Source organism: Streptomyces sp. NBC_01439, from assembly GCF_036227605.1.
GTDB lineage: Bacteria > Actinomycetota > Actinomycetes > Streptomycetales > Streptomycetaceae > Streptomyces.
The window spans coordinates 3,169,686-3,188,160 of the sequence record NZ_CP109487.1 but is presented as its reverse complement, the minus strand read 5'-3'; the positions used below and the strand labels follow the sequence as shown (position 1 = coordinate 3,188,160).

Here is an 18,475-nt window from a genome sequence, read left to right as displayed (position 1 = left end):
GTCGCTCGACTCCAGCCCCGCATGATCTGCAAGGGACGCTTCGGCGTCCCTTCTTTCTTTCCCCGTCCCCTTTCCCCGCCCGCGTTCCCCGCCCGCGTTCCCCGACCGTTGCGCCACGGACCACAGGGCCAGGTGGGGGGCCTGATCCCATTGGCGTCAGTCGTGCCCACGACCTTCATGGGTGAAACCGAACGCGAAAGGTAGAGTCCGGCGGCGTGCACCTCAAGTCCCTGACCCTGCGTGGCTTCAAATCCTTCGCGTCCGTCACCACCCTGCGCTTCGAGCCCGGAATCACCTGCGTCGTGGGCCCGAACGGTTCCGGCAAGTCCAATGTGGTGGACGCGCTGTCCTGGGTCATGGGGGAACAGGGGGCCAAGTCCCTGCGCGGCGGGAAGATGGAAGACGTCATCTTCGCCGGGACCACCGGGCGTCCGCCGCTCGGACGGGCGGAGGTGTCCCTGACGATCGACAACTCCGACGGCGCGCTGCCCATCGACTACGCCGAAGTCACCATCACCCGGATCATGTTCCGCGGCGGCAGCAGCGAATACCAGATCAACGGCGACACCTGCCGCCTGCTCGACATCCAGGAACTGCTCTCCGACTCCGGCATCGGCCGCGAGATGCACGTCATCGTCGGGCAGGGCCAGCTGGACTCCGTACTGCACGCCGATCCCATGGGCCGCCGCGCCTTCATCGAGGAGGCGGCCGGCGTGCTCAAGCACCGCAAGCGCAAGGAGAAGGCGCTGCGGAAGCTGGACGCGATGCAGGCCAATCTCGCGCGCGTCCAGGACCTGGGCGACGAGCTGCGGCGCCAGCTCAAGCCCCTGGGACGGCAGGCGGCGGTCGCCCGGCGCGCGGCCGTGATCCAGGCGGACCTGCGCGACGCGCGGCTGCGGCTGCTCGCCGACGACCTGGTCGTACTGCGGCGCGCCCTCGACGCCGAGATCGCGGACGAGGCGGCGCTCAAGGAGCGCAAGGAGGCCGCCGAGGCCCAGCTCGCGGGCGCCGTGCGGCGCGAGGCGGAGCTGGAGGAGGCGGTACGGGAGCTCGTGCCGCGGCTGCAGCGGGCGCAGCAGACCTGGTACGAGCTGTCGCAGCTCGCCGAACGCGTCCGGGGGACCGCCTCCTTGGCGGACGCGCGGGTCAAGAGCGCCTCGGCGCCGGCCGAGGAGGAACGGCGCGGCCGCGACCCCGAGGAGTTGGAGCGGGAGGCCGCACGGATCCGCGAGCAGGAGGCGGAACTGACGGCGGCTCTGGAAGCGGCCTCGCGGGCGCTGGAGGACACGGCCGAGCACCGGGCGGAGCTGGAGCGGGCGCTGGCCGAGGAGGAACGCCGACTGCGGGACGCCGCGCGGGCCGTCGCCGACCGGCGCGAGGGACTGGCCCGGCTGACCGGGCGGCTGGGCGCGGCCCGCTCCCGTGCGGGAGCGGCGCAGGCCGAGATCGACCGGCTCGTCGCGGCGAGGGACGCGGCGCAGACCCGGGCCGCCGCCGCGCAGGAAGAGTACGAGGCGCTGGCCGAGGAGGTCGGCGGGCTCGACGACCCGTCGGCCGACACGGACCACGAGAGCGCACGGGAGGGGCTGGCGCGGGCGGAGGCGGAACTGTCCGCTGCCCGGGAGGAGCTGTCCGGGGCGGAACGCTCCCGGGCGGCCGTCTCGGCGCGCCGGGACGCCCTGGCGCTGGGACTGCGCCGCAAGGACGGTACGGGCGCACTGCTCGCGGCGCGGGAGCGGCTGGCGGGGCTGCTGGGACCAGCGGCGCAGCGGCTGTCGGTGACCCCGGGCTATGAGGTCGCCGTCGCCGCCGCACTGGGCTCGGCCGCGGACGCGCTGGCGGTGGCCTCACCGGGCGCGGCGGCCGAGGCGATCCGCCACCTCCGCGAGGCGGACGCGGGCCGCGCCACCCTGCTGATCGCCCCGGTGGCACCCGCCTTCCCGGGCCAGGCCGCGGCCGGACCCGCGGCCGAAGCTGCTGACAGGGCCGGCGGAGCGGGATCCGGGGGCGGGGTCCCCCACCCGGCACCCTCCCGGGACGGAGATCTGCCCTCCCACGCACGCGCACCGCAGCTGCCGGCGAACGTGGGTGCGTCCGCCCCGGCATCGGCATCGACTCCGGAGCAGCTCGAGGGCGGCGGACCGGCAAGCGCCCCCGTCTCCGCCGCGGGGCTGGTCGGCGGGGACGCGCAGGTGCGGCGGGCCGTGGAGTGGGTGCTGCGGGACCACGTCGTGGTCGGGACCCTCGACGAGGCCGAGGCGCTGGTCGCGGAGCGGCCCGACGCGGTGGCCGTGACCCTCGACGGCGATGTGCTCGGGACGCACCTCGCGCACGGCGGCTCCGCCGGGGCGCCCAGCCTGATCGAAGTGCAGGCGGCCGTCGACGAGGCCGCGGGCGAGCTGACCCGGTTGGGCGTGCGGTGTGAGGAGCTCACCGAGGCCCGGGCGGCCGCCCACACGCGCCGCCAGGACGCGGTCGTCCTGGTGGACGAGCTCGCCGAGCGGCGGCGCGCCGCGGAAGCGGCCCGGGCCGGGGTGGCCCAGCAGCTCGGGCGGCTCGCCGGGCAGGCGAAGGGCGCCGCGGGCGAGGCCGAACGCAGCGCCGCCGCCGCGGCCCGGGCCCAGGACGCCCTGGAGCAGGCTCTGGCCGAGGTGGAGGAGTGCGCGGAGCAGCTCGCGACCGCCGAGGAGGTGCCGGTGGACGAGGAGCCGGACGGTTCCGGGCGGGACCGGCTCGCGGCCGACGGCGCCAATGCCCGGCAGACCGAGATGGAGGCCCGGCTGCAGCTGAGGACCCTTGAAGAGCGGGTCAAGGGGCTGGCCGGACGGGCGGATTCGCTCGACCGGGCGGCCCGTTCGGAACGCGAGACCCGGACCCGCGCCGAGCGGCGCCGGGCCCGGCTGCGCCACGAGGCGGAGGTGGCCCGCGCGGTGGCCGACGGGTCCCGGCAGCTCCTCGCGCACGTGGAGGTGTCGCTCGGCAGGGCCGACGAGGAGCGGGTGGCGGCCGAACGGGCGAAGGGACTCGCCGAGCGGGAGCTCGGCGAGGCGCGCAACCGCGGCCGGGAGCTGAAGGGGGAGCTGGACAAGCTCACCGACTCGGTCCACCGCGGCGAGGTGCTCGGGGCCGAGCAGCGGCTGCGCATCGAGGCGCTGGAAGCCAAGTCGCTGGAGGAGTACGGCATGGCCGCCGCCGGGCTGGTCGCGGAGTACGGCCCCGACCAGCCGGTTCCCCCGTCCCCGGCCGCCGAGGGCGAGGTGCTGCCGGAGGACCCACAGGATCCGCGCAACCGGCCCGGGCCCTTCGTGCGGGCGCAACAGGAGAAGCGGCTCAAGGCCGCCGAGCGCGCCTACCAGCAGCTCGGCAAGGTCAACCCGCTCGCGCTGGAGGAGTTCGCGGCGTTGGAGGAGCGCCACCAGTTCCTCAGCGAGCAGCTGGAGGATCTCCGTAAGACGAGGGCCGATCTCCTTCAAGTCGTGAAGGAGGTCGACCAGCGCGTCGAGCAGGTCTTCACCGAGGCCTACCGGGATACGGCCCGGGAGTTCGAGGGGGTGTTCTCGCGCCTGTTCCCCGGCGGCGAGGGCCGACTGATCCTCACCGACCCCGACAACATGCTCACCACCGGCATCGACGTCGAGGCCCGTCCGCCGGGCAAGAAGGTCAAGCGGCTGTCGCTGCTCTCGGGCGGCGAGCGCTCGCTGACCGCCGTGGCCCTGCTGGTGTCCATCTTCAAGGCGCGCCCCAGCCCGTTCTACGTGATGGACGAGGTCGAGGCCGCGCTCGACGACACCAATCTGCAGCGGCTCATCCGGATCATGGAGGAGCTGCAGGAGAGCTCCCAGCTGATCGTCATCACCCACCAGAAGCGGACGATGGAGGTCGCGGACGCGCTCTACGGCGTCTCGATGCAGGGGGACGGGGTCTCCAAGGTCATCAGCCAGCGGCTGCGTTGAGACCCGTACTTTCAAGAAGTGAATTCAATGGCGGCAATCTCCCGGACATGTGAGTTTCACGCCAAGTATTGACTTCAGAAGCTGAACGCATAGGCTCACTCCGCTGTCTCCCGGCTTCGAGTGGTGCCCGATCTTGAACTGTGCGCCACTGTGAGGACGGACAAAAAACCCACGGAGCACACCTTGACCAGCAGCACATCGCGGGCCTCGGCGCCGGGCGGCGGATCCTCGCCCCAGCCCGAGCACCTCGGCCACGTCATCTTCATCGCCGCGGCCGCGGCGATGGGCGGCTTCCTCTTCGGGTACGACAGTTCCGTCATCAACGGCGCGGTCGTCGCCATCCGCGACCGCTTCGACGTCGGCTCGGCCGCGCTCGCCCAGGTGATCGCCGCGGCGCTGATCGGCTGCGCCATCGGAGCCGCCACCGCGGGCCGCCTCGCCGACCGGATCGGCCGTATCCGCTGCATGCAGATCGCGTCCGTCCTGTTCACCGCGAGCGCCATCGGTTCGGCCCTCCCGTTCGCCCTCTGGGACCTCGCCATGTGGCGGGTGATCGGCGGCTTCGGCATCGGCATGGCCTCCGTCATCGGCCCCGCCTACATCGCCGAGGTCTCCCCGCCCGCCTACCGCGGCCGGCTCGCCTCCTTCCAGCAGGCGGCCATCGTCATCGGCATCGCCGTCTCGCAGCTGGTCAACTGGGCGATCCTTAACCTCGCGGGCGGTGACCAGCGCGGTGAAATCGGCGGACTCGAGGCCTGGCAGTGGATGCTCGGCGTGATGGTCGTGCCGGCCGTGCTCTACGGCCTGCTGTCCTTCGTCATCCCGGAGTCCCCGCGCTTCCTCGTATCGGTCGGCCGCACGGAGAAGGCCAAGGAGGTCCTGCGCGAGGTCGAGGGCTCCGGCATCGACGCCGACGCCCGCATCCGCGAGATCGACCACTCCATGCGCTCCGAGGTGAAGTCCACCTTCAAGGACCTGCTCGGCGGCCGCTTCGGATTCCTGCCCATCGTCTGGGTCGGCATCGGCCTCTCCGTCTTCCAGCAGCTGGTCGGCATCAATGTGATCTTCTACTACAGCTCCTCGCTGTGGCAGTCGGTCGGCATCGACGCGAGCTCCTCGTTCCTGTACTCGTTCGAGACCTCGGTCGTGAACATCATCGGTACGGTCATCGCGATGATCTTCGTGGACCGGCTCGGCCGCAAGCCGCTCGCCCTCATCGGCTCCGTGGGCATGGCACTGTCGCTGGGGACGGCGGCCTGGGCGTTCTCGTACAAGTCCGGGGTCGGCGACGACATCACGCTGCCGCACGCGCAGGGCATCACCGCCCTGGTCGCGGCCAACCTCTTCGTCCTCTTCTTCGCCCTCTCCTGGGGCGTGGTGGTCTGGGTGCTGCTGGGCGAGATGTTCCCCGGCCGCATCCGCGCCGCCGCCCTCGGTGTGGCCGCGGCGGCCCAGTGGATCGCCAACTGGGCCATCACCGTCACGTTCCCGTCGCTCTCGGACTGGAACCTCTCGGGCGCCTACATGATCTACACGTTCTTCGCTCTGCTCTCGATCCCGTTCATCCTCAAGTGGGTGCCGGAGACCAAGGGCAAGGCGCTGGAGGAGATGGGGTAACCACCCCCGCCAACGCCCCTTCTCCTCGATGCTGCCCCGGCTCAGTCCTTGAGCCGGGGCAGTACCTGTTCGCAGAGCAGGTGCAGGCTCCGCCAGCCCTCGTCCAGCGGCATCCCGCCGCACAGCGGGTGCAGGACCAGGTTCCCCGCCTCGCCCGCGGCCCGGCCGTACGCGACCGCCTCGTCCGGGGTGAGGACGCGGTACACGCCCTCCGCGCGCAGCTCCGCCACCGAGCGCGCGGTCGACCGTACGGCGCTGCGGATGTCCTTGGACTGCCAGGACGCGTACGTGCCCGCCTCGTGCAGGAAGCGCCCGCCGTGCTCCGCCCAGACCCGGTCCGGGTCCTCCGCGACGTGCAGCAGCGGGGTCTCGGCCGCCGGCATCATGCAGAAGCCCTCCGTGCCGTACTCCGCCAGCCGCGCGGTGTAGTACGCCGCGAGCTCCGGCAGGTGCGCGCTGGGGAAGAAGGGCAGCCCCAGTCGGGCGGCGCGGCGGGCCGCGGCCTCGGAGCTGCCGCCGACCAGCAGCAGCGGGTGCGGCCGGGTGAACGGTGTCGGGGTGACCCGTACCGTACGGCCGCGGAACTCGAAGGGCTCGCCGGTCCACGCCTTCAGCAGGGTCTCCAGCAGCTCGTCCTGGAGCCGGCCGCGCCGGCCCCACTCCACGCCGTGCTGCTCGTACTCCTCGGGCCGGTAGCCGATGCCCGCCACCGTCACCAGGCGGCCGCCGCTCAGGAGGTCGAGGACGGCGATGTCCTCGGCGACCTTCAGCGGGTCGTACAGCGGGCCGATGATCGCCGAGACGGTGACCGCGATCCGGCGCGTCGCGCCGAAGACCGCGCCCGCGAAGGCGAAGGGGGAGGGCAGCCAGTTGTTGTCGGTGCCGTGGTGCTCCTCGGTCTGGACGGTGTCGATCCCGCGGTCGTCCGCGTACCGGGCCATCTCCAGCGCCGCCTTGTAGCGGGCGGAGAGCGACTCGGGGGTGCCGTTCGGGTCGACGAGATTGAACCGGGCCACGGTGATGGGCATGGATGAGTCCCCCTTCGCCGGATGTGGGTGGGCGGGCGAAGGGGGACGTTAGCTGACGTGGCGTCAGTTGGACAGGGATCCGGCGGGCTCGTGCTCCCCGGCCGCGGCCGGCTCCACCGCCTCCACCGGCTCCACCGGCGTCGTGCGCGGCAGTACGGCGTACAGCGCGGCCGAGGTGAGGATGCCCGCCGCCCAGCCCAGGCCGTTCTCTCCGATCCAGGTGGAGGCGAGCGGTCCGGCGAACCAGTCCACCTTGGTGAACAGCAGGCCCACGACGAGGGCGAGGGCCCAGGCGGTCATCGCCTGCCAGGCGAAGCCGCCCTTGTACCAGTAGGCGCTGGTCCGCGTGGTGTCCAGCAGCGCGGGGCCGTCGTAGGTCGTGCGGTGCAGCATGTCCACGCCGAAGACGCCGATCCAGGCGGAGAACGCCACGGCCAGCAGGGTCAGGAAGGAGATGAACGAGCCGAAGAAGCTGGTGGCGACCACCATCAGCAGGAACCCGAAGACCAGGCTGATGATCGCATTGACGCTGACGGCCGCGGCCCGCGGGACCTTGATGCCCAGGGTCTGCGCGGTGAACCCGGCCGAGTACATCGACATCGAGTTGATCAGCAGCATGCCGACGAGTGCGATGAGCAGGTACGGGACCGCGATCCAGGTCGGGAGCAGCTCGCCGATGAAGGACACCGGATCCTGGGCCGTGGCCAGGTCCGGAGTCCCGACGGCCATCACCGCGCCCATCAGGACCATCGGGAGCACGACCACGCCGGCGCCGCCGATCGTCGCGCCGACCATGCCCTTGGAGGAGGCGGTGCGCGGCAGGTAGCGGGTGAAGTCGGGTCCCGAGGGCACCCAGCTGATGCCGCCGGCCGCGATCGTACCGATGCCGGCGATCATCATCGCGCTGGAGCCGGCCGGCTTGTCGAAGACGGCGGACCAGTCGGTGGTGAAGACCAGGTACCCGAGGACGAGCACGCTGAACGCGCCGAAGAGGTACGTCGACCACGTGGAGCAGACGCGCAGGGCGTTGATGCCGAGGCCCGAGACCACGAAGGTGCAGCCCACGAAGAACAGCAGGGTGACGACGATGAGCGGGGTGCTGCTGCGGACCCCGAACAGCAGGTCGAGCACGGTCAGTACGGCATAGGCGCCGCTGACCGCGTTGATGGTCTCCCAGCCCCAGCGGGCCACCCAGATCAGGGCGCCCGGGAAGAGGTTGCCGCGCTGCCCGAACACCGCCCGCGACAGGGCCATGCCGGGGGCGCCGCCGCGCTTGCCCGCGATGGATATCAGGCCGACGATCCCGTACGAGAGGACCGGTGCGGCGACCGCGACGACGAGCACCTGCCAGATGTTGAGCTTGTTGAAGATCACCAAACCCGCGCCCATGGTCAGCAGCAGCACGCTGATGTTGGCGGCGACCCAGGTGGGTACGAGCTCGCGGACCCGGCCGCCGCGCTCGCTGTCCGGGACGGGTTCCAGACCGCGGGTCTCGATCGCGGTTTCGGCTGCGCCGTCGGCGGGCTCGGCAGGCATGCGATTGCTCCGTTGGGGAGGTTATGAGGGGAAGTCGTTCATCATCACGGATTTGCTGCTAAAACCACAAACCACGGCTTACGTCCCGGTCCGCGCGCGCAGGTTCCCGGCTCCGGGGTGGCCGTGTCCGATACTGGTGGGGTTATGGACATCCTCATCCTTGCTGTAGTCATCGCCCTGGTTGCGGTCGGTGTGATCAGCGGGCTCGTGGTCAGCAGCCGCAAGAAGAAGCAGCTGCCGCCGCCGGCACCGCCGAGCACGCCGACCATCACTGCCCCGCCTGCCGAGCCGCAGGTGGGGGAGGACGCCGTAGAGACGGCGGAAGAGCCGCGCCGCACGATCGAGGAGGTCGGACTCCCGGAGGCCGCAGCTCCGGCCCCGGCACCGGTAGCCGAACCCGTGCCCGCGGCTCCGGCCGCGCCCGAGATCGAGGTGCCCGCGCCCACCGCCGGCCGCCTGATCCGGCTGCGCGCCCGCCTGGCCCGGTCGCAGAACTCCCTCGGCAAGGGGCTGCTCACGCTGCTCTCCCGGGAGCACCTCGACGAGGACACCTGGGAGGAGATCGAGGAGACCCTCCTCGTCGCCGACGTCGGTGTCGTGCCGACCCAGGAGCTCGTGGACCGGCTCCGCGAGCGGGTCAAGGTGCTCGGCACCCGAACCCCGGCGGACCTGCGCGCCCTGCTCAAGGAGGAGCTGCTGACCTTGGTCGGCACCGACTTCGACCGCGTCGTGAAGACGGAGAGCGGCGAGGACACCCCGGGCGTGATCATGGTCGTCGGTGTCAACGGCACCGGCAAGACCACCACCACCGGCAAGCTGGCCCGGGTGCTCGTCGCCGACGGCCGCAGCGTGGTGCTCGGCGCGGCCGACACCTTCCGCGCCGCCGCCGCCGACCAGCTGCAGACCTGGGGCGAGCGCGTCGGCGCCCGTACCGTGCGCGGCCCCGAGGGCGGTGACCCGGCCTCGATCGCCTACGACGCGGTCAAGGAGGGCATCGCCGAGGGCGCCGACGTGGTGCTCATCGACACCGCGGGCCGTCTGCACACCAAGACCGGCCTGATGGACGAGCTCGGCAAGGTCAAGCGCGTCGTGGAGAAGCACGGTCCGCTGGACGAGATCCTGCTGGTCCTGGACGCCACCACCGGGCAGAACGGCCTGACCCAGGCCCGCGTCTTCGCCGAGGTCGTGGACATCACCGGCATCGTGCTGACCAAGCTCGACGGCACGGCCAAGGGCGGCATCGTCGTCGCCGTCCAGCGCGAACTGGGCGTACCGGTCAAGCTCATCGGCCTCGGCGAGGGTCCGGACGACCTGGCGCCCTTCGAGCCGGAGGCGTTCGTGGACGCCCTGATCGGCGACTGACCGCCGTCCCGCACGGACACCGGTGCCCCCGCGTTCCACCGGAACGCGGGGGCACCGTCATGCGTGGCTCCGGTGTGCTTCCGGAGCGCGACTACCGCCGGAAGCGGTGGCAGATGTACGCGAGGGTCCCCAGCAGCAGCCTGGCCTGCGGCGGGCCACCGGCACAGTCGAGCGCGGGCGGCCGCAGCCAGCCGACCTGACCGAGCCCGGCGCGGTCGGAGGGCGGGGCCGTCACGAACGCGCCGTGGCCCAGGGCCCGCAGGTCGAGATCGGCGTCGTCCCAGCCCATCCGGTACAGCAACTGCGGCAGTTCGACAGCCGCTCCCGGGGCCACGAAGAACTGCGCCCGGCCGTCGGCGGTAGCGATGACCGGGCCGAGCGGCAGGCCCATCCGCTCCAGCCGCACCAGCGCGCGCCGCCCGGCCTCCTCGGAGACCTCGATGACGTCGAAGACGCGGCCCACGGGGAGCAGTACGGCGCCCGGGTACTCGCTCCAGGCCTCGGTGACCTCGTCCAGAGTGGCCCCGGCCGGGACCGTGGGGGCGAAGGCCAGGGGATGCGCCCCGGGTTCGGGGCACGTCCTGTCCCCGCAGGAGCAGTCGCGGGCGGGGGCCGCAGCGCGGGCGCCGGGGACCACGTCCCAACCCCACAGCCCGGTGTACTCCGCCACCGCCGTGCACTCCGAGGTACGGCCGCGGCGCCGGGTGCCGGAGCGGAACTCCTTGGTGCTGCGGCTGCCGCCGATCGTGAAGCCCATGCCCATGCCCCCTCCAACGGGTCGGACGTGCCGGTGGTTACGAAGCCGGTGCGACGACCTCGGCGGAACCTCTGCCCGCCGTCCCGCCGCGGGGTGTTCTCCGATGCCACCCGGCGCACTCCTCGCCGCGCGCGCCCCGAGCGCACTCCAGTCCAACGGATCCGCTTTCACCTCGGTGTCAAGTGAATCGCGCCTGGCCGGTGGCTAGTTCATTCGAAGGGGTGGCGAATGGTGGCGTTTCTGGAATCAACCTCGCCGCAGGGGTGATCGTAGGATTACTTTCGGTACGCGAAACCGAAGGCGACCCATCCGTGGGTATGCCGAAGGCAATATGTGAAGGACCTGTGAAGGTCCATGGTGGCGCCCGGCGTCCCGGCCAAGGTTTCGTGTGGAAGATGCTGAGCGGATGGGGGCGTTCCAGTGAGCGGCAACGGCGCAAGCGGAACGATCGAGGATGCTGCTGCGCGCAACGAACAGCTGACCTCGTGGTTCGTCCGCAGCGGCTGGTCCAAGGGCGAACTCGCCCGGCAAGTCAACCGCCGGGCGCGCCAGATGGGTGCCCACCACATCAGCACGGACACCTCCCGGGTGCGTCGCTGGCTCGACGGCGAACAGCCGCGCGAACCCGTCCCGCGCATCCTGTCCGAGCTGTTCTCCGAGCGCTTCGGCTCCGTCGTCGCCATCGAGCAGCTCGGCCTGCGCACCGCCCACCAGACCCCCTCCGTCTCCGGGGTCGACCTGCCCTGGGCCGGCCCGCAGACCGTCGAACTGCTCGGCGAGTTCTCCCGCAGCGACCTGATGCTGGCGCGCCGCGGCTTCCTCGGGACCTCGCTCGCCCTCTCCGCCGGCCCCGCCCTCATCGAGCCCATGCAGCGCTGGCTCGTCCCGGCACCGGCCGCCGACCCGGGCCCGCGCGGGGCGGGGCCGACGGGCGCCCTCGGCGGCCACCGCCCGCCCCGGCTCTCCGCACCGGAACTCGACCTCCTCGACGCCACCACCGTCATGTTCCGCCAGTGGGACGCCCAGTGCGGCGGCGGACTCCGCCGCAAGGCCGTCGTGGGCCAGCTCCACGAGGTCACCGACCTGCTCCAGGAGAACCACCCCGCCCCGGTCATGAAGCGGCTCTTCAAGGTCGCCGCCGAACTGGCCGAACTGGCCGGCTGGATGAGCTACGACATCGGTCTGCACCCCACCGCGCAGAAGTACTTCGTGCTCGCCCTGCACGCCGCCAAGGAGGGCGGCGACAAGCCGCTCGGCTCGTACATCCTCTCCAGCATGAGCCGCCAGATGATCCACCTGGGCCGCCCCGAGGACGCCCTGGAACTCATCCACCTCGCGCAGTACGGCAGCCGCGACTGCGCCGGCCCGCGCACCCAGGCCATGCTGTATGCGATGGAGGCCCGCGCGTACGCCAACATGGGTCAGCCCAGCCGCTGCAAGCGGGCCGTGCGGATGGCCGAGGACACCTTCTCCGACGTCGGCTTCGCGGGCGAGCCCGAACCCGACTGGATCCGCTTCTTCTCCCAGGCCGAGCTGTACGGCGAGAACTCCCACTCGTACCGGGACCTGGCCTATGTGGCCGGGCGCAGCCCCATGTACGCCTCCCTCGCCGAGCCCGTCATGGAACGGGCCGTCGAACTCTTCGAGAAGGACGAGGTGCACCAGCGCTCCTACGCCCTCAACCTCATCGGCATGGCCACCGTCCACCTGCTCCAGCGCGAGCCCGAGCAGGCCGTGGCCCTCGTCGACCGGGCCCTCGACGTGGCGGGAAAGGTGCGGTCCGAACGGGTGAACACCCGCCTGCGCAAGACCGTAGACACCGCCGCCCGTGAGTACGGCGACGTCGCCGAGGTGGTCCGGCTCACCGACCACCTCGCTTCCCGGCTCCCCGAAGCCGCGGAGGCCGTCTGACGGCCCGCGCGGCCACCCCCGAGGCCCCGGCCGCGGCAGTCACCCCGTGAAGCCCGATCAGGCTCCCCCAGCCAGGACATCCGGGTACTGCCGCGGCCGGCTTTCGTGATCCACCTGTTCATTGACGCGTAACACGCCCGCCCTCTTCGTCACGGGCGCGAAACACCGAGCGGCGCCGCCGGAAACCGGCCTGCGCGAATCTCGGGGTCATTAACCGGCCAGCCTCCCCAGCCCGGCCGGACACCCCTTTTACGCCGCTCAGGTTTTCACGATCGCCCGCACGCGAACGTACCGACGACGAGGAGACGCCGATGGCATCAGCCATCACGACCCTCGCAGCAGACGCCCCGACGCTGTCTGCCGCGAACACCGGGTTCATGCTCATCTGCTCCGCCCTGGTCATGCTGATGACCCCGGGACTCGCCTTCTTCTACGGAGGCATGGTCCGCGTCAAGAGCAGCCTCAACATGCTGATGATGAGCTTCATCAGCCTCGGGATCGTCACGATCCTGTGGGTCCTCTACGGCTTCAGCCTCGCCTTCGGCACCGACTCCGGCTCCCTCATCGGCTGGAACTCCGACTACGTCGGCCTCAGCGGCATCGGGATCACCGAGCTGTGGGACGGCTACACGATCCCGGTCTACGTCTTCGCCGTCTTCCAGCTGATGTTCGCCATCATCACCCCCGCCCTGATCAGCGGTGCCCTGGCCGACCGAGTGAAGTTCGGCGCCTGGGTCCTGTTCACCGCCCTGTGGGTCACCGTCGTCTACTTCCCCGTCGCCCACTGGGTCTGGGGCGCCGGCGGCTGGCTCTTCGAGCTCGGCGTCATCGACTTCGCGGGCGGCACCGCCGTCCACATCAACGCCGGCGCCGCCGCCCTCGGCGTGATCCTCGTCATCGGCAAGCGCGTCGGCTTCAAGAAGGACCCGATGCGCCCGCACAGCCTCCCCCTCGTGATGCTCGGCGCCGGCCTCCTGTGGTTCGGCTGGTTCGGCTTCAACGCGGGCTCCTGGCTCGGCAACGACGACGGCGTCGGCGCGGTCATGTTCGTCAACACCCAGGTCGCCACCGCCGCCGCCATGCTCGCCTGGCTCGGCTACGAGAAGCTGCGCCACGGCTCCTTCACCACCCTGGGCGCCGCCTCCGGCGCGGTCGCCGGCCTCGTCGCCATCACCCCCTCGGGCGGTGCGGTCAGCCCGCTCGGCGCGATCGCCATCGGTGTCATCGCCGGTCTGCTCTGCGCCATGGCCGTCGGCCTCAAGTACAAGTTCGGCTACGACGACTCGCTCGACGTGATCGGCGTCCACCTCGTCGGCGGCGTGGTCGGCTCCCTGCTCGTCGGCCTCTTCGCCACCGGCGGGGTCCAGTCCGACGTGGCCGGCCTCTTCTACGGCGGCGGTCTGGAACAGCTCGGCAAGCAGGCCGTCGGAGTCTTCGCCGTCCTCGCCTACTCTCTGGTGGCATCGGCGCTCCTCGCCCTCCTCCTCGACAAGACGATCGGGATGCGGGTGTCCGAGGACGACGAGGTCGCCGGTATCGACCAGGTCGAGCACGCCGAGACGGCCTACGACTTCAGCGGAGCCGGCGGCGGAGCCGCCTCGCGGACCCCCATCGCACCCGCCCCCTCCGCCGCGAGCAAGAAGGTTGACGCATGAAGCTGATCACCGCGATCGTCAAGCCGCACAAGCTGGACGAGATCAAGGAAGCCCTCCAGGCCTTCGGAGTGCAGGGACTGACCGTCACCGAGGCCAGCGGCTACGGCCGCCAGCGCGGCCACACCGAGGTCTACCGCGGCGCCGAGTACCAGGTCGACCTCGTCCCCAAGATCCGCATCGAGGTACTGGTCGACGACTCCGACGCCGAGGAACTGATCCGGGTGATCGTCAGCGCGGCGGCCACCGGAAAGATCGGTGACGGCAAGGTGTGGAGCGTCCCCGTGGACTCGGTCGTACGGGTCCGCACCGGCGAGCGCGGCGCTGACGCGCTCTAGGTGACGGGAGCTCCCGGGTGACGAGCGTCGAAGAGAACACGGACCACACGGCCGACCCGGGAGCCAGCGGATACGCCGCGGCCCGGCTGCGACTCCTCCAGGAGGAGTCGCAGTCCGGGCCTTCGCGCCGTTCCGCCCTGGCCGGGCTGACCGACGCATGGCTGAACGACCTGTTCACGACCGCCGTACGGGAGACGGGGGTCCGCGGCGCCACGCTGGTGGCCGTCGGCGGCTACGGGCGCGCCGAACTCTCCCCGCGCAGCGACCTCGACCTGGTGCTGCTGCACGACGGCAAGACCGATCCGCGGGCACTGGGCGCGCTGGCCGACCGCCTCTGGTACCCGGTCTGGGACCTCGGCCTCGCCCTTGACCACTCGGTACGGACCCCCGGCGAGGCCCGCCGGACCGCGGCCGAGGACCTCAAGGTGCACCTCGGCCTACTGGACGCCCGCACCGTCGCCGGCGACGCCGGACTCCTCGCCGGCCTGCGCACCTCCGTACTGGCCGACTGGCGCAACCAGGCGGCCACGAGGCTCCCGGAACTGCACTCCCTGTGCCGCGAGCGGGCCGAGCGGGCCGGGGAACTGCGCTTCCTGCTCGAACCCGACCTCAAGGAGGCCCGCGGCGGCCTGCGCGACGCCACCGCGTTGCGGGCGGTCGCCGCGTCCTGGCTGGCCGACGCCCCGCGCGAGGGCCTCGCCGAGGCCCGGCGGCGGCTCCTGGACGCCCGGGACGCCCTGCACCTGGTCACCGGCCGGGCCACCGACCGGCTCTCCCTCCAGGAACAGGACCAGGTCGCGGCCCGGCTCGGACTCCTCGACGCGGACGCGCTGCTGCGCGAGGTGTACGAGGCCGCGCGCGTCGTCGCCTACGCCGGTGACGTGACCTGGCGGGAGGTCGGGCGCGTTCTGCGGGCGCGCGCCGCCCGCCCCAGGCTGCGCGGACTGCTCGGCACCCGCGGGGACCGGGCCGCCGCGCGGGCACCCCTGGCCGAAGGCGTGGTGGAGTCCGACGGCGAGGCCGTACTGGCCCTGGCCGCGCGCCCCGACCGCGATCCCGTACTCGCCCTGCGGTTCGCCGCGGCCGCCGCGCAGGCGGGCCTGCCCGTCTCCCTGCACGCCGTACGCAGGCTCGCGGCGCAGGGGAAACCGCTGCCGGTGCCCTGGCCGGCCGAGGCCCGCGAGCAGCTGCTGACCCTGCTGGGGGCGGGGGAGCCGATGGTGGCCGTGTGGGAGGCCCTGGAAGCCGAGGGCCTGATCAGCCGGTTGCTCCCGGACTGGGAGCGGGTGCGCTGCCGCCCCCAGCGCAATCCCGTCCACACCTGGACGGTGGACCGGCACCTGATCGAGACGGCGGTGCGGGCTTCCTCCCTCACCCGCCGGGTCGGCCGCCCCGACCTGCTGCTGATGGCCGCGCTCCTGCACGACATCGGCAAGGGCTGGCCGGGAGACCACTCGGTGGCCGGCGAGACCATCGCCCGCGACGTCGCCGCCCGCGTCGGCTTCGACCCGCACGACGTCGCCGTGCTCGGGGCGCTCGTACGCCACCACCTGCTGCTGATCGACACCGCCACCCGGCGCGACCTGGACGACCCGGCCACGGTCCGCGCGGTCGCCGACGCCGTCGGCTCGGTGGGCACGCTGGAAATACTGCACGCCCTGACCGAGGCGGACGCCCTGGCCACCGGGCCGGCGGCGTGGAGCGCGTGGCGGGGATCGCTCGTGGCGGACCTCGTCGCGCGGGTCGCCGCCGTACTGCGCGGCACGGCCCCGGCGGCCGGAGAACCGGAGATCCCGAGCACCGAACAGGAACGCCTGGCGATGGAGGCCCTGCGCACCGGGGAGCCGGTCCTGGCGCTCCAGGCCCGCCAGGAGGACGACGCGGTCGGCGTGGACCTCGTCGTCGCCGTCCCCGACCAGCCGGGGGTCCTCCCGGCGGTGGCCGGGGTCCTGGCCCTGCACCGGCTCACGGTACGGGCGGCCGACCTGCGCTCCATGGAGCTCCCGGACCGCCTCGGCGAGGTCCTGGTACTGCGCTGGCGGGTGGCGGCGGAGTACGGCGCGCTGCCGCAGGCCGCCCGGCTCCGTACCGACCTGGTCCGCGCCCTGGACGGTTCGCTGGACGTCCCGGCGAAGCTTGCCGACCGCGAGGCAGCCTATCCGCGCCGGCGCGGGGTGGTCCCGCCGCCGCCCCGGGTCACGGTGGTTCCGGACGTGTCCTCCCTGGCCACGGTCCTGGAGGTGCGCGCGCCGGACGCGGTGGGCCTGCTGCACCGGATCGGCCGGGCGCTGGAGTCCCGGGGGGTTCGGGTCCGCAGCGCGCACGTCTCCACACTGGGCGCGAACGCGGTGGACACGCTGTACGTGACCACCCCCGAGGGCAAACCCCTCGACCCGGCGGAGGCGACGGCCCTGGCCGGCCTGGTGGCGTCGGCCCTGGCGTAGCCGGATGGGGCGCCTCAATCGCCGGCGGGGCTGGAAGATCCAGCCCCGCCGGCGATTGAGGCGCGGGGTCCGGGGCGGAGCACCGGGAAACGGTGAAAGGGCGGGGCGGGGAGAAGCTCCGCGCAGCGGCAGACCCGCACCAGGAGCAGGCAGGTCCCCGGATGGGGGAAGGGCCCGATACCCTGGGGGACGACCACAACGCCCCCGACCCGAGGAATCGCGACCACCGTGTTCGATACGCTCTCCGACCGCTTGGCGAATACCTTCAAGGGCCTGCGCGGCAAAGGCCGGCTGTCCGAGGCTGACATCGACGCAGCGGCCCGGGAAATCCGTATCGCGCTCCTCGAGGCAGATGTCGCCCTGCCCGTCGTCCGCTCGTTCATCGCGAACGTCAAGGAGCGGGCCCGGGGCGAGGAGGTCAGCAAGGCGCTGAATCCCTCCCAGCAGGTGCTCAAGATCGTCAACGACGAGCTCGTCACCATCCTCGGCGGCGAGACCCGGCGGCTGCGCTTCGCCAAGACCGCCCCCACCGTGATCATGCTGGCCGGTCTCCAGGGTGCCGGTAAGACCACCCTCGCCGGAAAGCTCGGCCTCTGGCTGAAGGGGCAGGGCCACGCCCCGCTGCTGGTCGCCTGCGACCTCCAGCGCCCCAACGCCGTCAACCAGCTCTCCGTCGTCGCCGAGCGCGCCGGGGTGGCCGTGTACGCGCCCCAGCCCGGCAACGGCGTCGGCGACCCGGTCCAGGTCGCGAAGGACTCCGTCGAGTACGCGCGGACCAAGCAGTACGACATCGTCATCGTCGACACCGCCGGCCGCCTCGGCATCGACGCCGAGCTGATGCAGCAGGCGGCGGACATCCGTGACGCGGTGACACCGCAAGAGATTCTTTTCGTCGTCGACGCCATGATCGGCCAGGACGCGGTCAACACCGCCGAGGCCTTCCGTGACGGCGTCGGCTTCGACGGCGTCGTGCTCTCCAAGCTCGACGGCGATGCCCGCGGCGGTGCCGCGCTCTCCATCGCGCACGTCACCGGCAAGCAGATCATGTTCGCCTCGAACGGCGAGAAGCTCGACGAGTTCGACGCGTTCCACCCCGACCGCATGGCGGGCCGGATCCTCGACATGGGTGACATGCTCACCCTCATCGAGCAGGCCGAGAAGACCTTCTCGCAGGCCGAGGCCGAGAAGATGGCGGCCAAGCTCGCCAAGGGTCCCAAGGAGTTCACGCTCGACGACTTCCTGGCCCAGATGGAGCAGGTCCGCAAGATGGGCTCCATCTCCAAGCTGCTCGGCTTGCTGCCCGGCATGGGGCAGATCAAGGACCAGATCAACAACATCGACGAGCGCGACGTCGACCGCACCGCCGCGATCATCAAGTCGATGACCCCGGCCGAGCGCCACGACCCGACGATCATCAACGGCTCGCGCCGTGCCCGCATCGCCAAGGGCTCCGGCACCGAGGTCAGCGCGGTCAAGTCGCTGGTCGAGCGGTTCTTCGACGCACGCAAGATGATGTCCCGCATGGCCCAGGGCGGCGGCATGCCGGGCATGCCGGGCATGCCCGGGATGGGCGGCGGCCCCGGCCGGCAGAAGAAGCAGGTCAAGCAGGCCAAGGGCAAGCGCAAGAGCGGCAACCCGATGAAGCGCAAGGAAGAGGAGGCCGCAGCCGCGGCCCGCCGCGAGCAGGGCCCGCAGGCGATCGAGCCCGCGGCCGCCGGCAACCCCTTCGGCCTTCCGGCGGGCGGCCAGGACGGCGGGGACTTCGACCTTCCGGACGAGTTCAAGAAGTTCATGAAGTAGCACCCGCGCAGGTGGGTGAGGAGGGCCCCGGCCGTGTTCGCACGGTCGGGGCCCTCCTGCTTCTCCACCGGAGCGGT

11 protein-coding genes are annotated in these 18,475 nt (G+C 71.9%); 8 read left to right on the top strand and 3 right to left on the bottom strand.

Translation table 11 applies throughout. The features are described from left to right. Positions 1–215 precede the first annotated feature (215 nt). Together OG207_RS13615 and OG207_RS13610 are read left to right on the top strand one after the other, a co-directional pair. A complete protein-coding gene (locus OG207_RS13615) occupies positions 216–3,953 on the top strand; it encodes an AAA family ATPase (protein WP_329098843.1) in 3,738 nt (1,245 codons plus the stop codon). 183 nt (positions 3,954–4,136) lie between these two features. Beyond that, a complete protein-coding gene (locus OG207_RS13610; protein ID WP_329098842.1) occupies positions 4,137–5,570 on the top strand; it encodes a sugar porter family MFS transporter in 1,434 nt (477 codons plus the stop codon). A 41-nt stretch (positions 5,571–5,611) separates the two neighbouring features. Here OG207_RS13610 and OG207_RS13605 read toward each other — a convergent pair whose 3' ends face one another. Together OG207_RS13605 and OG207_RS13600 are read right to left on the bottom strand one after the other, a co-directional pair. Beyond that, positions 5,612–6,598, bottom strand: coding sequence for an LLM class flavin-dependent oxidoreductase (locus tag OG207_RS13605; protein ID WP_329098841.1), 987 nt, complete (start codon positions 6,596–6,598; stop codon positions 5,612–5,614). Positions 6,599–6,661: 63 nt separating this feature from the next. Beyond that, positions 6,662–8,134 carry a cytosine permease gene (locus tag OG207_RS13600; protein WP_329098840.1) on the bottom strand — a complete coding sequence of 491 codons (1,473 nt, stop codon included), beginning with the start codon at positions 8,132–8,134 and terminating at the stop codon, positions 6,662–6,664. A 144-nt stretch (positions 8,135–8,278) separates the two neighbouring features. On the opposite strand from OG207_RS13600, the gene ftsY reads away from it, so the two are divergent. Further along, entirely contained in the window at positions 8,279–9,496 is a 1,218-nt protein-coding gene (gene ftsY, locus OG207_RS13595; RefSeq protein WP_329098839.1) for a signal recognition particle-docking protein FtsY, read from the top strand. Positions 9,497–9,587: 91 nt separating this feature from the next. Here ftsY and OG207_RS13590 read toward each other — a convergent pair whose 3' ends face one another. Continuing rightward, positions 9,588–10,253: a bifunctional DNA primase/polymerase gene (locus tag OG207_RS13590; RefSeq protein WP_329098838.1), complete on the bottom strand. Its 666-nt coding sequence runs from the start codon at positions 10,251–10,253 to the stop codon at positions 9,588–9,590. Between the two features lie 420 nt (positions 10,254–10,673). On the opposite strand from OG207_RS13590, the gene nsdA reads away from it, so the two are divergent. The 5 genes from nsdA to ffh all read left to right on the top strand — a co-directional run bounded on the left by nsdA (position 10,674) and on the right by ffh (position 18,398). Then, on the top strand, positions 10,674–12,164 hold the full coding sequence (gene nsdA / locus OG207_RS13585; RefSeq protein WP_402695003.1) for a transcriptional repressor NsdA: 1,491 nt from the start codon (positions 10,674–10,676) through the stop codon (positions 12,162–12,164). A 311-nt stretch (positions 12,165–12,475) separates the two neighbouring features. Then, entirely contained in the window at positions 12,476–13,819 is a 1,344-nt protein-coding gene (locus OG207_RS13580) for an ammonium transporter (RefSeq protein WP_329098837.1), read from the top strand. Further along, positions 13,816–14,154, top strand: a complete 339-nt coding sequence (locus OG207_RS13575; RefSeq protein ID WP_030009357.1) for a P-II family nitrogen regulator — start codon at positions 13,816–13,818, stop codon at positions 14,152–14,154. Before OG207_RS13580 ends, OG207_RS13575 begins: the two co-directional genes overlap by 4 nt. Before the next feature lie 17 nt (positions 14,155–14,171). Then, positions 14,172–16,598: a [protein-PII] uridylyltransferase gene (locus OG207_RS13570; RefSeq protein WP_329098836.1), complete on the top strand. Its 2,427-nt coding sequence runs from the start codon at positions 14,172–14,174 to the stop codon at positions 16,596–16,598. Between the two features lie 228 nt (positions 16,599–16,826). Next, positions 16,827–18,398 carry a signal recognition particle protein gene (gene ffh / locus OG207_RS13565; RefSeq protein WP_329098835.1) on the top strand — a complete coding sequence of 524 codons (1,572 nt, stop codon included), beginning with the start codon at positions 16,827–16,829 and terminating at the stop codon, positions 18,396–18,398. The last annotated feature ends 77 nt before the right edge of the window (positions 18,399–18,475 follow it).